The following is a 12,914-nucleotide window of genomic DNA, read 5'->3' on the forward strand; positions in this document are numbered from 1 at the left end:
ACACGCACATGACAATGACACCGGAACAGGCAGCCTGGTTCCAGGGCACGTTCACGCGGCTGGTCGACAACGTCGATCGGGCGCTGATGGGCAAGCGCGAAGTGATCGCGCTCGTGCTCTCCTCGATGCTCGCCGAGGGTCACGTCCTGCTCGAAGACGCGCCGGGCACCGGCAAGACGAGCCTGGCCAAGGCACTGGCGGCCACGGTGCAGGGCACCTCCAGCCGCATCCAGTTCACGCCCGACCTGCTGCCGTCGGACGTGACCGGTGTGACCATCTACGACCAGAACACACGCACGTTCGAGTTCCACCGCGGCCCGGTGTTCGCCTCGATCGTGCTGGCCGACGAGATCAACCGGGCCTCGCCCAAGACGCAGTCCGCGCTGCTGGAGGTCATGGAGGAATCACGCATCACGATCGATGGCCAACCGCACGAGGTGGGCCGCCCGTTCCTGGTGATCGCGACGCAGAACCCCATCGAGCAGGCGGGGACCTACAAGCTGCCCGAAGCACAGCTCGACCGCTTCCTGATCAAGACCTCGATCGGCTACCCCGACCTGGCGGTGGCCGAGCGGATCCTGGCCGGCGCCGCCGACCGCAACCCGTCCGCGAGCCTGTCGGCGATCATCACGACCGGCGCCGTGGCCGACATGGCCGACCTCGCCGCCACAGTGCACGTCGAGCAGGCCGTGCTGCGCTACGCCGCGGAACTCTCGCAGGCCACGCGTGCCGATGCCGGCGCACGCCTGGGCGTCTCGGTGCGCGGGTCGCTCGCGATGGTCCGCATCGCCAAGGTGTGGGCTGCCGCGCAGGGGCGCCACTACGTCGTCCCCGACGACATCAAGGCCCTCGCAGGCCCCGTGTGGACGCACCGCATCGTGCTCGACCCTGAGGCCGAGTTCTCGGGCACCACGGCCGAGACCGTGGTCGCGCGCGCGCTGGACGCCGTCGCCGCCCCGCAATCGAGGTCCGCGGCCTGATGGCGTCGCAGACCCTGAGCGCAGCCGTTGCGGACGATCCGTCGCCGTGGCGGGTGTCAGCCGTGCGCGCCATGGCGGCTGCGCGCGAAGGGGTGCGTCAGGCGATCCGCGTGATCCGCCCGACCGCGCGGGTGCTCATCGTCGTGACGGTCGCGCTCTGGGTGCTCGGCGGTGTGCTCGGCTGGCGGGAGCTGACGATCGCCGCGGTGGTGCTCACCGTGATCATCGCCGCGTGTGCGCTGCTTCTGATCGGCCGCACCGCGTATGACGTGCGGCTGGACCTGACCCGCGACCGTGTCGTGGTCGGCGAGCGCGCGGTCGGTGCGCTGATGCTCACCAACGCGAGCAGCCGCAGCATCCTGCCCTCTCGTGTGGTCCTGCCCGTCGGGGCCGGCCGTGGTGTGTTCGCCGTGGAACGTCTCGCACCCGGCGCGAGCGTGGAGGAGCTGTTCGCCATTCCCACGAGCCGCCGCGGAGTGCTGCCGGTGGGTCCGGTCAGCGTCGTGCGTGGCGACCCGCTCGGGCTGTTCGAGCGCGTGCATCGCCGCGACGAGCCCGTCGACCTGTTCGTCCACCCGCGCACCGTCATGTTCCAAGGGCAGACTCTGGGGTTCATGCGCGACCTGGAGGGACTGCCGACCACCGATCTCTCACCCGACGACGTCTCGTTCCACGCCCTGCGTGAATACCAGCCGGGCGACGATCTGCGGCACGTGCACTGGCGTTCGACCGCGCGCACCGGCCAGCTCATGGTGCGCCAGTACGAAGAGACGCGGCGTTCGCACTTCGTGATCGGTCTGTCCACGCTCGGATCCGACTACGGCACTGCCGATGAGTTCGAACTGGCGATCTCGATCGCCGGGTCCGTGGGTCTTCGGGCCCTGCGCGACTCGCGCCAGGTCGATGTGCACGTGCAGGGACGCGATCTGCCGGCCGGCACCGGAAGGCGGCTGCTGGACTCGCTCGCCGCCCTCGACCAGTCCCGTGCGCGCAAGGGGCGGCTCGAGGAGCTCGCCGGCGCGGTCGCGGCCGGCGTTCCGCAGGCGGCTGTGGTCGTGCTGGTGTGTGGATCGACGGTGGATGCCACGCGCCTGCGCGTCGCATGCTCGCGCCTGCCGTACGGTGCCCGCGTGATGGCCGTACGTGCCCAGCTCGGCGCCGTCCCCTCGCTGCGGCGCATCGCCGAGGCATCGGTGGTCACCGTCGGCGAGCTCGCGCAGCTGCCGGCCGCTCTGGGGAAGGTGCTCTCGTGAGCGCACGGGATGTGAAGCGGCGACGGCTGGACGCGCGTCGGTGGACCCTCGACCTGGCGGCGACGGCTGCCCTGCTCATCGTGCCCGTCATCGGCTTCTGGCCGACCTTCGGGGGGCCGGGCTATCTGGTCCCCGCTGTCGGCGGCCTGCTGCTGGGCCTTGCCGTGGCAGCGATCGGTGCGTGGCGGCGCTGGGGCATCCTGGTCGTCGCGGCCATGACGATCGTCGTCTACTTCGTGTTCGGCACCGCTCTGGCGGTCTGGCACAGCGGCCTGTTCGCCGTGATTCCGACACTCGCGTCGCTGCAGGAGCTTGCCGCCGGCGTCGTCACATCGTGGAAGTCGCTGCTGACCACCGTGGCACCTGTGTCGGTGGCCGACGGCTTCGGCCTGGTTCCGTTCCTCCTGCTGCTGACCGGCGCCGTGCTCACCGCCGGCCTCGCCCTGCGCCTGCGTCATCCGGGCTGGGCGCTGCTGCCGGCCGGCGCGGTGCTGGTCGTCCAGATCGCCCTGGGCACCTCGACGCCGGCCGCGCCGCTGATCGAAGGCGTCGTGTTCGCCCTGGCCGCTGTGCTCTGGCTGGCGCTGCGCCAGGCGTGGGCGCCCGCGCAAGCGGCCATCTCGCTGGGCGAGACCGGTCAGGGCACGCGCGCCTCGGCCCGGCGCCGCGTCGTGACCGGCGCGGGCATCGTCGCCGTCGCCGTCCTCGCCGGCGTCGGCACCTCCGCTCTGGCGGCACCGCCTTCGCCTCGCTACGTGCTGCGCGACGTCGTGATCCCTCCCTTCGACATCCAGCAGTACCCCAGCCCGCTGCAGTCGTTCCGCAAGCTCGTGCGCGACGACCGCACCACCACGCTGTTCACCGTGCAATCGATGCCCCAGGATGCCCGCGTGCGCGTGGCCGTCATGGACGCCTACAACGGCGTCGTGTACAACGTGGCCGATGCCGGCTTCGGCTCGTCCAGTGCGTTCTCGCCCGCGCGCGCCGACATGTCGCCCGACGCGCAGGGCACACCGGCGACGGTGCATGTGCAGATCGACGCCTGGAACGGGGTGTGGATGCCGGAGGTCGGTGCGGTGCGGTCGGTGACGTTCGACGGCCCTCGCACCGACGCACTGCGCCGTTCGGCCCAGTACAACGACGCCACCTCGTCGGGCATCGTCGCCGCAGATCTGCGCAAGGGCGACGGATACGACCTCGACACGATCGTGCCGACCCGGCCGACGGACAAAGCGCTGGCCAAGGCATCCATTCTTCCGGTGTCGATACCCAAGCAGTCCGGCGTGCCGCAGTCCTTCGCCGCGATCGCCGCGAAGATCACCGCCGATGCCAAGACGCCGGTCGAACAGGTGCGCACACTGCAGAAGTACCTCGCCGACGGCGGATACTTCAGCCACGGCCTCGAAGGCGAGGGCTACCGGTCGCTGTCCGGTCACGGCGCGGCGCGCATCGCGTCGCTGCTGGAGTCCAAGCAGATGGTCGGCGATGACGAGCAGTACGCCACTGCGATGGCGCTGCTGGCCGGCCAGCTCGGCATTCCCGCCCGCGTGGTGATGGGGTTCTACCCCGCGCAGGACAAGGCGGGCTCGTCCGTGTTCGCCGCGACCGGCGACGACCTGCACGCCTGGGTCGAGGTGCCGTTCGCGGGCTTCGGCTGGGTCGCGTTCGATCCGACGCCGCCCAAGGACCACATCCCGACCCAGCAGGCCACGAAACCTCGCTCGGTGCCCAAGCCGCAGGTGCTGCAGCCGCCGCCGCCCGAGCAGCAGGCAGCCGATGAGCCGCCCACGGTGCCGGCTGATCACGGACCGAAAGACGACAAGAATCACGGATCCGGCGTCCTGCTGGCGATCCTCGCGGCGGCCGGCATCGGCGTCGGAGTTCTGGGGCTGCTGGCTTCGCCGTTCATCGTGATCGGCGCGCTGAAGTCCAAGCGCCGCCGCCGGCGCCAGCAGGCTGAGCATCCCGCCGACCGCATCAGCGGCGGCTGGGATGAGCTGGTCGACAACGCCGTGGACTATGGCGCCCCGATGCGGGCCGGCCGGACGCGGCTCGAAGACGCGACCACGCTGGAATCGACGTTCGGGCAGCCGCAGGTCGCGGTGCTGGCCCGCAGTGCGGATGCCCGCGTGTGGGGCCCGAACGACCCGTCGGACGACGAGGTCGCCGCGTTCTGGAGCCAGGTGGACGCCGCGGTCGAAGGCATGGGCGAGGATCGCGGCTTCTTCACACGGCTGGGCGCGCGACTGAGCGTGCGTTCGCTCGTGGCGGGCACCGTCGCAGACAAGTGGATGCCGCGTCGCCGCCGCCGTGCGCAGCGGACGGGCGCCGCGGCCGCCGGTGCGCAGGCAGGCGCTGCCCCGACGTCCCAGGCGCGGCCTGCGGAGGATGGCGCGCGCACGGGAGCGTCCGCATGACCGACCACGTCTCGACCGCCGTCGCGGCTCCTGTCACGATCGGCGCCCGCGTGCTCGCCTATCTGCTGGATGCGGCGGTGGCCGTCGGTGTGATGGCGCTGGTCGGAGGGTTCGCGGCGATCGCGGCGTTCGCCGCCGTGCAGCCGGCCGACGCGGCGCAGGCGGCCGGCGCCTTCGCGATCGTGCAGCTGGTGATGTTCGTCGTCGCCGTCGTGTGGGGGCTCGTCTACACCGCGATGCAGGGCGGTGCCGGCTCGATCGGGCAGCGCGCGCTGGGCCTCGTGCTCACCGACCCGAACGACTCCGGCGCTCGCGTGGGGTTCGGGCGCGCGCTCGTGCGCAATCTCATCTGGATGCTGGGCTGCGCGATAGTGGTGGGTTATGCCAGTGCGCTGTTCGACGCCTCTCCGTACCACCAGGGCTGGCACGACAAGGTCGCGCGGACCGTGGTCGGCGATCGTCGCGGCGCCCGCCACGTCGTGTCGCAGGTGCCGCGGATGTCGACTCCTCGCGCCCCCGCCTCGGCCGGTCCGGTGCTGTGGGGTGCGGCCGGGGCGGCCGCGCCGCGGGCCGACGCGGCCGCGGCGCCCGTGATCACCGGGATCGCCGCCGGGAGCTCGTCGGGGCCAGGTTCGTCGGGGCCGGGTTCGTCGGGGTCGGGTGCTGCCGCAGCATCCGCCCCCACCTCCGCATCCACCGCTGCCGCCGCACCGGTGATCATGGCCGTCGGCATGATCTCCGAAGTGCCCGGTGTCGCCCATTCGCAACAGGCAGCCCCCGACCGTACGCCGATCCCGACCGTCGACGCCGCCGCACCGGTGCCCGCGCCGGGCAGCATCACCGAGACGATGACGATGGCCTCGGTGCCCGCGGCATCCGCGCCCGCCGACGGCGACGTCGGAGAGACCCGCATCTCGGTGAACCCGGTCGACGCGCCCGCCGCTCCGGTGACGGCGGCCGTCGTGCAGCCCTCGGCGACGGTCATGCTGGTGTGGGACAACGGCACGCGCATCGCCGTGTACGGTCGCACCGTGTTCGGCCGCAATCCGGCGCGCGAGGACGGCGCGACGGTGGTCGCGGTGCGCGACGAGACGCTCTCGCTGTCGAAGACCCATTTCGAGGTCGGTGGCGATGCGAGTGCGCCGTGGATCATCGACCGTCACTCCACGAACGGGGTGGTGCTGGTGCGCAACGGTCGACGCGCGACCCTCTCGCCCGGTGCGCGTACTCCCGTCCGCGCCGGAGACCGACTGGAGTTCGGCGACCGCGCCCTGACGGTGGAGGCGTGCGCATGAGCGCCGAACCGACCCGCCTCGCGCCGATCGCCGTCGCCTGCGGCGCCATGACCGACACCGGTCTGCGTCGCCGCCTGAACGAGGACTCGTACATCGCGAGCGCACCGGTGTTCCTGGTCGCCGACGGCATGGGCGGTCACCAGGCCGGCGAGGTGGCCAGCGCCACCGCGATCGACGAGTTCGCACTTCTGGCCGGCCGTGACTGCGTCTCGGTGGACGAGCTGCGCGACGCCTTCGCCCGTGCCCGTGCCCGTGTGGATGCGCTCCCGCCCGGCGGGGGAGCAAGTGCCGGCACGACGCTGACCGGCGTCGCGATCTCGGACGTGGACGGCGAGGGCTACTGGCTCACGATCAATGTCGGCGACTCACGCACGTATCGACTGAGCGAGGGGGTGTTCGAGCAGATCAGCGTCGACCACTCCGTCGTGCAAGAGCTCATCGACCGCGGCGAACTCGATGAGGCCCAGGCCACGCGAGACTCGCGTCGCAATGTCATCACGCGCGCGATCGGGGCCGGCAGCGATGCCGAGGCGGACTACTGGCTGATTCCCGCCGAGGTCGGTGACCGGATCCTCATCTGCTCCGACGGCCTCAGCAACGAGCTCACGTGGGATCGCATCGACGGCATCCTGCGCGACGAGACCCACCCGCAGGCGGCGGCGACGCGGCTGGTGCAGGAGGCCGTGCAGCACGGCGGCCGCGACAACGTCACGGTGATCGTCGTCGACGCGCTGAATGTCGCGTCTGGCCGTGGCGCGCATGAGGCGCCCGCTGACACCGTGCCCGCGTTCCCCGACGAAGACGACGATATGGATGCCGACACCCGCCCGCGTGCGGGAGCCCCCGCAGGAGGAGGATTCTGATGGTTGCCCTGCGCTACGCCACCGGTGACGCCTACGTCATCGCGACCGGCGACACGGTCGCGCTGATCGATGCGGACACGCCGTCCGATCTGCTCACCGGCGTCTGGGATGAGGTGAACGCCGGCCATGGCCTTGCCGCCGTTCTGGAGGCGCTGACCGGTGCGTTCGGAACCTCTCTGACCGCGATCCCGCCGTTCTTGGTCGCCGTCGACGAGCCCGAGGGACTGAGACTTGCCGTACGCGGCGACATCCATGCCCACGTCACAGGGGCCGGCGAACCGGTGACGGTGACGGGTGTGGGCGTGACCACATGGTCGGAGCGGGTCGTCTCCGGAGCCGCGCGCGCCGAGATCCGGCTGGGATCAGCGTCGCCGACGGCACCGCTGCCCCTGGCGCTGCGCGACGGGATCGTGCGCGCGAGCGCTCTCGTGGCGGTGTGGGACGAGGATGCCGCGGCCACCCCGACGCGGGCTGTCGACGCCGTCGCGACCGAGGTGGATGTGACACCCGACGACGGTGCGTCCGCCGCGGCTGAGCCTGAGCCTGAGCCTGAGCCTGAGCGTGAGCCCGAACCCGAACCCACGTCCGACGAAGAAGCTGCCGCAGCCTCCCGCGAATCCTCGTCGCAGGTGCTCACCGGCAGCGGTGCGGACACCTGGCTGCCCGGTGACGCGACGCTCGCCCCGCTGCCGGACCGGTCGCCCGAGGCCGACGATGACGGCGAGGCCGCGTCATCCACCCCTGAACTCGGGGACGTGGCCGATACAGTGGCATCCGTGCGTGTGCGCGGAGACCACGACGGCGAGACGATCTCGCTCGCCCAAGCGCGCGCAATGCGCGGTGAGACGCCCGCGGCGGCGCCGCTGCTCGAGCCCCTCGCCCCGCCTCGCATGCCGGCACCCGCACGGCTGCGGCTGTCGACGGGGCAGACAGTGCTGCTGGACCGCACTGTCGTGATCGGCCGACGCCCGCGGTCGACGCGCGTCACCGGCACCGACCTGCCGCACCTGATCGCCGTCGAAAGCCCCGAGCAGGACATCTCGCGCAGCCACCTCGAGGTGCGGGTCGAGGGCGACAGTGTGCTGGCCACCGATCTGCACACCACGAACGGCACGACCCTGCGTCGCGCGGGCGCCGACCCGGTGCGGCTGCATCCGGGCGAGCGCAACGTGGTGGTGCCCGGAGACGTGCTCGACCTGGGTGACGGGGTGCTGGTCACCGTGGAGGACATCGCGTGAGCCCTCGTCGGACGCCTGCCGCTCCTCCCGAGCTGCCCGGGTTCACGTATGTGGACCTGCTCGGGTCGGGCGGCTTCGCCGACGTATACCTCTACGAACAGCACCTGCCGCGTCGTCGCGTCGCGGTCAAGGTGCTGCTGACCGATCGGATGTCGAGCGGCTCGGTGCGCGAGTTCACCGACGAGGCGAACACGATGGCGATGCTCTCGACGCATCCGGCCATCGTCACGATCTATCAGGCGGGGGTGGCCGAGGACGGACGGCCCTACCTGGTGATGGAGTACTGCCCGAAGCCCAACCTGCAGGTGCGGTATCGGCGGGAGCCGTTCTCGATCGCCGAGTCCCTGCGGGTCGGCGTGCAGGTCGCCGCCGCGGTGGAGACCGCGCACCGCGCAGGGGTTCTGCACCGCGACATCAAGCCCGCGAACATCCTGGTCACCGAATACAACCGGCCGGCCCTCACCGACTTCGGCATCGCCTCCTCGACCGCGGCCGCCGAAGAGTCGGCCGGCCTGTCGATCCCCTGGTCGCCGCCCGAGTCGTTCGCCGACGCGCCGCACAGCGACTACCGATCGGACGTGTACGCGCTCGGCGCCACCGTGTACACCCTGCTGGCCGGGCACTCGCCGTACGAGCTGCGAGGCCAGCGCAACACGGCCGCCGACCTCATCGGACGCATCGAGGCCGGGCACGTGCCGCCGCTCGGTCGCGCCGACGTGCCGCTGTCGCTGCAGCACGCCCTCGAGCGCGCGATGTCGAAGAATCCCGCCGACCGCTACCAGCGCGCGGTCGACTTCGCGCGTGCGCTGCAGAAGGTGCAGATCGAGCTCTCGCTCGCCGTCACCCCGATCGACATCCTCGACGACGGCCTGCCCGACGAGATCGAAGAAGACGAGGACGACGGCCTGACCCGCGTGCGCGGAGTGGTCAGCATCGACCCGCAGACAGCCCCGGCCGCGGGGCTCACGCGTCCCTCCGACGTCGGACGATCGGACTTCGCCCCGGGGCCGGGAACCACGCGGCCCGCAGCAACCGGGCAGGGAACGACCGGGCCGACCACTCCCGATCCGACCCGACCGCTGCAGCCGCCGGCCTACGCGCCCGACCTGGATGCCACGGTCGTGCGTGCATCGCCGCCGCCGGCCGCGGCATCCACACCATTCGCGCCGGCAGCCGGCGGCCCCGTCGCACCGCCCGCGTTCGGTGCGACCGCCGTCGGAGCCACGGATGCGGCGACCCTCGCGCACATCAAGGATGTGCCGGTCGTCGATTCCGACACGCTCAGCGAGACAGCGCCACGCAGCCGGGTGGGGCTGTGGGCGACGATCGGCGGCGGCGTCGTGGTCGTCGCGTTGGCGGCGATCGCGATCGTCGCCCTTCCTGCGTTGCTGGGGGGCGACGCACCGGGTCCGGCGGCTTCCAGCCCGCCGACGCAGTCGAAACCGCAGGACGCGCTGCCGACGACCGTTTCACCCCCCTCCGAACTCACAGGTGTCATCAAGGGGGGTAGCGTCGTGTGGACATGGAAGAACACCGACACGGCAGACGGAGACTTCTTCGTCTGGCAGGACGCCTCGCGGCCGGATCAGGAAGGCGACCTGCGCAAGGTCACCGAACCGACCGTGACGCAGAAGGTCGACGCATCGGGGCGCACATGCATCAGTGTGCGCACTCTGCGCACTGACGGGGGCAGTTCCGACCTTGCGACGAAGTGCGTGCAATGACCGGGGACGGGGGCATGGCACACGCCCAGCACGTGAGTGTCGAGTTCGCGGGGGAGATCTACCCGGTGGCCGCCGGTGAGGTGTTCACCGTCGGCCGTGAGGGCGATCTGGCCATCGAAGACAACCTGTTCCTGCACCGGCATTTCTTGACGATCCAATGCTCCGACGGGCTGTGGATCCTCTCCAACGTCGGGTCCCGGCTGGCCGCGACCGTCACCGACTCGGGCAGCCGCGTGCAGGCCTGGCTCGCACCGGGTGCGCGCCTGCCGCTGGTGTTCGAGACCACGACGGTCATCTTCTCGGCCGGTCCGACCACGTACGAGCTGGTCGTGCATGCCGCCGAACCCGCGTTCCGCGAGATGATGCGCTTCGACGAGAGCGACGGACAGAGCACGATCGGCGAAGTGCCGCTGACACCGAGCCAGAAGGTGATGATCCTGGCGCTTGCCGAGCCGGTGCTGCGCCGGGAAGGCGCCGGCATGAGCGAGCTGCCGACCTCGACGCAGGCGGCGGAGCGTCTGGGATGGACGCTCACGCGCTTCAACCGCAAGCTCGACAACGTATGCGACAAGCTCGACCGCATCGGGGTGCCGGGCATGCGCGGAGGTGTCCGCTCCTACGCGACCAACCGCAGGGTGCGACTGGTCGAGCACGCGGTCGCTGCGCGTCTGGTGACGCGGATGGATCTGCCGCTGCTGGATGCCGAGGCCGCTGCGGCAGCCGAGTCCGCCGGCACCGACGACGACTGAGGCTCAGCGCCCGGTGTCGAACAGATGCCGCCCGTCGTGACTGAGCACCTTGACCACGACGCCGCGCGTGCGCAGGGCGGCGACCGTGCGGGTCTCTTCGTCGATGTCGCGCCCCAGGGCGTGGATGCTGGTCACCACGAGCACGTCACCGCGCTCGAGCGTGCCGAACAGTCGCACGAGACGCTCTTCCCACGACTCCAGGGTCTCGGGGGCGGGGTGGCGAAAGCCCGCGATGGGCACGCCGAAGCGCGCCAGATCGTCGCGCTGCTCTTTGATGCTCGGCATGTCGGGGCGTGCCACGACGAGTCCCACCAGGCGCGATCCGGCCGGACGAGCCTGCCAGAAGTTCCGGTCCCGCTGCAGCTCGACGAAGCACTCAGGGCACTCGGCCGCGACGTGCGTGTGCGGCATCGGGCTGGTCTGGTCGTGCATCCTTCTTCTCCCCCTCCTCTCTATTGTCTCCCGTCGGCGCCGGCTGCGTCATCCGCACCTCGCGACCGTGGCGCAGGCGACCGATCTGTCAGTGGTCGTCCAGCCGCAATTGCAGACTCAGCTCGTCGGCGTCGAGCTGGGCGAGGGCACGGCGCAGCGTCTCGGTTCTGTAGGTGCCGCCGTGGCTGAGCTCGCTGAGTCGCTGCCGCTGTGCGCGGATCGCCGCCAGTCGCAGTTCGAGCAGTTCTCCGGTGTCGATGGTGGACGGGAGCTCGGCGGCATCGGCGAACCGTGCGGCCACGCCGGTGACGAACTCGGGCGGGAACGCGCTGCCGTCACGACGCTCGAGACTGCCGTCGTGCAGAGAGGATGCCGAGGCCTGCCGCAGCTGTTCGTCCAGCTCTCGCTGCTCTTGCGTGGCACCGGACGCGGCCGGGGTTTCGGCCAGATGGAGCACGCGCACGAGCGTCGGCAGCGTGAACCCCTGCAGCATGAGGCTGATCAGCGCGACCAGGAACGCGATGAACACGAGCAGCGCGCGATGGTCGATGCCCTCGCGCGGCAGGGTCTGCGCGGCGGCCAGCGTCACGACGCCGCGCATGCCGGCCCACACCAGCACCGTGCCGTGGCGCCAGTTCAGCGGGCTCTTGCGGTAGTAGTCGATGTCGCCCAGCAGCTGGGTGACCCGGGCGCGCATCGTGCCGACCCAGCGCTGTGCCTGCGCCGGAGTGAGCACCCGGCCGAACGTGCCCAACCCGCGCTTGCCGGCGCCGAGCGGTGCTGGGCCGTGCGGCATCGGCTCGTCGCCGTTGGCGATCGCATCCAGGCGCCCGTTGAACGCCTGGAGTCGTTCCGGGTCGAGCCGTGCCGCGCGGCGGCCCGACGCCCACACCAAGAAGCTGACATATGCCGCCCGCACGACGATCACGATCAGCAGAGCCACCAGCGCCAGCCAGATGCCGTGCCACAGTCCACCCGATTCGGTGATGTTGGCCGTCACGATCTCGCGCAGCTCGAGACCCATCACCAAGAACACGGCGCCTTCGAGCACGAGCTCGACGGTGCGCCAGTTCATCCGGTCGCTCAGGCGCTGCTCGGGCGTGAGCAGACGCTGCGCGCCCTGGCCGGCGACGATGCCGGCGACGACCGCGGCCACCAGGCCCGATCCGCCGAGCTCTTCGGTGGGCACATACACGAGGAACGGCACCGCGAAGCTGATCGCCGTGTTGGCCGCCGACCCGCCCACCCAGCCGCGCAGCTTCACGGCGAGCAGCCCCACCACGGCCCCCAGCACGAGCGCGCACACCACCGCCCAGACGAAAGAGCCGATCGCGCCCCAGATCGAGAAGCTGCCGGCGATCGCCACGATCGCCGTGCGCAGCAGCACGAGGGCCGTCGCGTCGTTGAGCAGACTCTCGCCCTCGAGCATCGTCACGACCCGTGGCGTGATGCCCAGACGTTTGGCGATCGAGGTCGCCACCGCGTCGGTCGGGCTCAGGATGGCGCCCAGCGCGATGCCGACCGGCAGCGGAATGCCCACGAGCCAGAAGAAGCCGCCCAGCGCCAGGGCGCTGACGACCACCAGCAGCACGGCCAGACCCGAAATGGCCCGAAAATCGCGCCGGAACTCGATGGCGGGCACATTCACCGCAGCGGAGTACAGCAGAGGAGGCAGCACTCCGACGAGAATCCACTCCGGAGGGATCGGCGGGATGTGCACCGCCGGGATCAACGAGATCACCAGACCGATCGCGACCAGCACCAGGGGCCCGGCCACTCCCCATCGCTCGGCGAGGGCGGTGACGACGGCGATCACCAGCACTGCCGCGACCGCGACCAGCAGCACGAGCAGCGTTCGGTCCATGTGCGCACCTGTCCTTTCGCGTCGGGATCCGGACCGGCCACGGCCCGTCTGCGCCACGGTTCGAGCATGCCGATGGAGGCATGTCCGTGCCGAGCCTAT

The 12,914-nt window shown here is 71.0% G+C and carries 10 protein-coding genes; 8 read left to right on the plus strand and 2 right to left on the minus strand.

All coding sequences use genetic code 11. The features are described from left to right. Positions 1-8: 8 nt before the first annotated feature. Genes QU603_RS00950 through QU603_RS00985 form a run of 8 tightly spaced genes read left to right on the plus strand, consistent with a single transcriptional unit; the run spans position 9 to position 10,519 of the window. Positions 9-980, plus strand: a complete 972-nt coding sequence (locus QU603_RS00950) for an AAA family ATPase (protein WP_308492630.1) — start codon at positions 9-11, stop codon at positions 978-980. Next, entirely contained in the window at positions 980-2,233 is a 1,254-nt protein-coding gene (locus tag QU603_RS00955) for a DUF58 domain-containing protein (protein ID WP_308492631.1), read from the plus strand. Before QU603_RS00950 ends, QU603_RS00955 begins: the two co-directional genes overlap by 1 nt. After that, positions 2,230-4,650 carry a transglutaminase-like domain-containing protein gene (locus QU603_RS00960; RefSeq protein ID WP_308492632.1) on the plus strand — a complete coding sequence of 807 codons (2,421 nt, stop codon included), beginning with the start codon at positions 2,230-2,232 and terminating at the stop codon, positions 4,648-4,650. Before QU603_RS00955 ends, QU603_RS00960 begins: the two co-directional genes overlap by 4 nt. Beyond that, on the plus strand, positions 4,647-5,945 hold the full coding sequence (locus tag QU603_RS00965; protein ID WP_308492633.1) for an RDD family protein: 1,299 nt from the start codon (positions 4,647-4,649) through the stop codon (positions 5,943-5,945). The genes QU603_RS00960 and QU603_RS00965 overlap by 4 nt, the downstream gene beginning before the upstream one ends. Beyond that, entirely contained in the window at positions 5,942-6,808 is an 867-nt protein-coding gene (locus QU603_RS00970) for a PP2C family protein-serine/threonine phosphatase (RefSeq protein ID WP_308492634.1), read from the plus strand. The genes QU603_RS00965 and QU603_RS00970 overlap by 4 nt, the downstream gene beginning before the upstream one ends. Continuing rightward, positions 6,808-8,046, plus strand: coding sequence for an FHA domain-containing protein (locus tag QU603_RS00975; protein ID WP_308492635.1), 1,239 nt, complete (start codon positions 6,808-6,810; stop codon positions 8,044-8,046). The genes QU603_RS00970 and QU603_RS00975 overlap by 1 nt, the downstream gene beginning before the upstream one ends. Continuing rightward, positions 8,043-9,770, plus strand: coding sequence for a serine/threonine-protein kinase (locus tag QU603_RS00980; RefSeq protein ID WP_308492636.1), 1,728 nt, complete (start codon positions 8,043-8,045; stop codon positions 9,768-9,770). The genes QU603_RS00975 and QU603_RS00980 overlap by 4 nt, the downstream gene beginning before the upstream one ends. A 14-nt stretch (positions 9,771-9,784) precedes the next feature. Next, positions 9,785-10,519: a hypothetical protein gene (locus QU603_RS00985; RefSeq protein WP_308492637.1), complete on the plus strand. Its 735-nt coding sequence runs from the start codon at positions 9,785-9,787 to the stop codon at positions 10,517-10,519. Between the two features lie 3 nt (positions 10,520-10,522). On the opposite strand, the gene QU603_RS00990 is transcribed toward QU603_RS00985, so the two are convergent. Together QU603_RS00990 and QU603_RS00995 are read right to left on the minus strand one after the other, a co-directional pair. Continuing rightward, on the minus strand, positions 10,523-10,951 hold the full coding sequence (locus QU603_RS00990) for a recombinase family protein (RefSeq protein WP_308492638.1): 429 nt from the start codon (positions 10,949-10,951) through the stop codon (positions 10,523-10,525). A gap of 88 nt (positions 10,952-11,039) precedes the next feature. Beyond that, the gene (locus tag QU603_RS00995; protein ID WP_308492639.1) at positions 11,040-12,815 is read right to left on the minus strand and encodes a cation:proton antiporter; all 1,776 of its coding nucleotides are present in this window, start codon (positions 12,813-12,815) and stop codon (positions 11,040-11,042) included. Between the last annotated feature and the right edge of the window lie 99 nt (positions 12,816-12,914).

This window comes from Microbacterium terrisoli, assembly GCF_030866805.1.
In the GTDB taxonomy this organism is placed as follows: Bacteria; Actinomycetota; Actinomycetes; order Actinomycetales; family Microbacteriaceae; genus Microbacterium; species Microbacterium terrisoli.

Bases quoted from the DNA above. Each gene is read 5' to 3' on its own strand.
- QU603_RS00950 (WP_308492630.1), top strand. From the start codon at position 9: ATGACAATGACACCGGAACAGGCAGCCTGGTTCCAGGGCACGTTCACG.
- QU603_RS00955 (WP_308492631.1), top strand. From the start codon at position 980: ATGGCGTCGCAGACCCTGAGCGCAGCCGTTGCGGACGATCCGTCGCCG.
- QU603_RS00965 (WP_308492633.1), top strand. From the start codon at position 4,647: ATGACCGACCACGTCTCGACCGCCGTCGCGGCTCCTGTCACGATCGGC.
- QU603_RS00970 (WP_308492634.1), top strand. From the start codon at position 5,942: ATGAGCGCCGAACCGACCCGCCTCGCGCCGATCGCCGTCGCCTGCGGC.
- QU603_RS00975 (WP_308492635.1), top strand. From the start codon at position 6,808: ATGGTTGCCCTGCGCTACGCCACCGGTGACGCCTACGTCATCGCGACC.
- QU603_RS00985 (WP_308492637.1), top strand. From the start codon at position 9,785: ATGGCACACGCCCAGCACGTGAGTGTCGAGTTCGCGGGGGAGATCTAC.
- QU603_RS00990 (WP_308492638.1), bottom strand. From the start codon at position 10,951: ATGCACGACCAGACCAGCCCGATGCCGCACACGCACGTCGCGGCCGAG.
- QU603_RS00995 (WP_308492639.1), bottom strand. From the start codon at position 12,815: ATGGACCGAACGCTGCTCGTGCTGCTGGTCGCGGTCGCGGCAGTGCTG.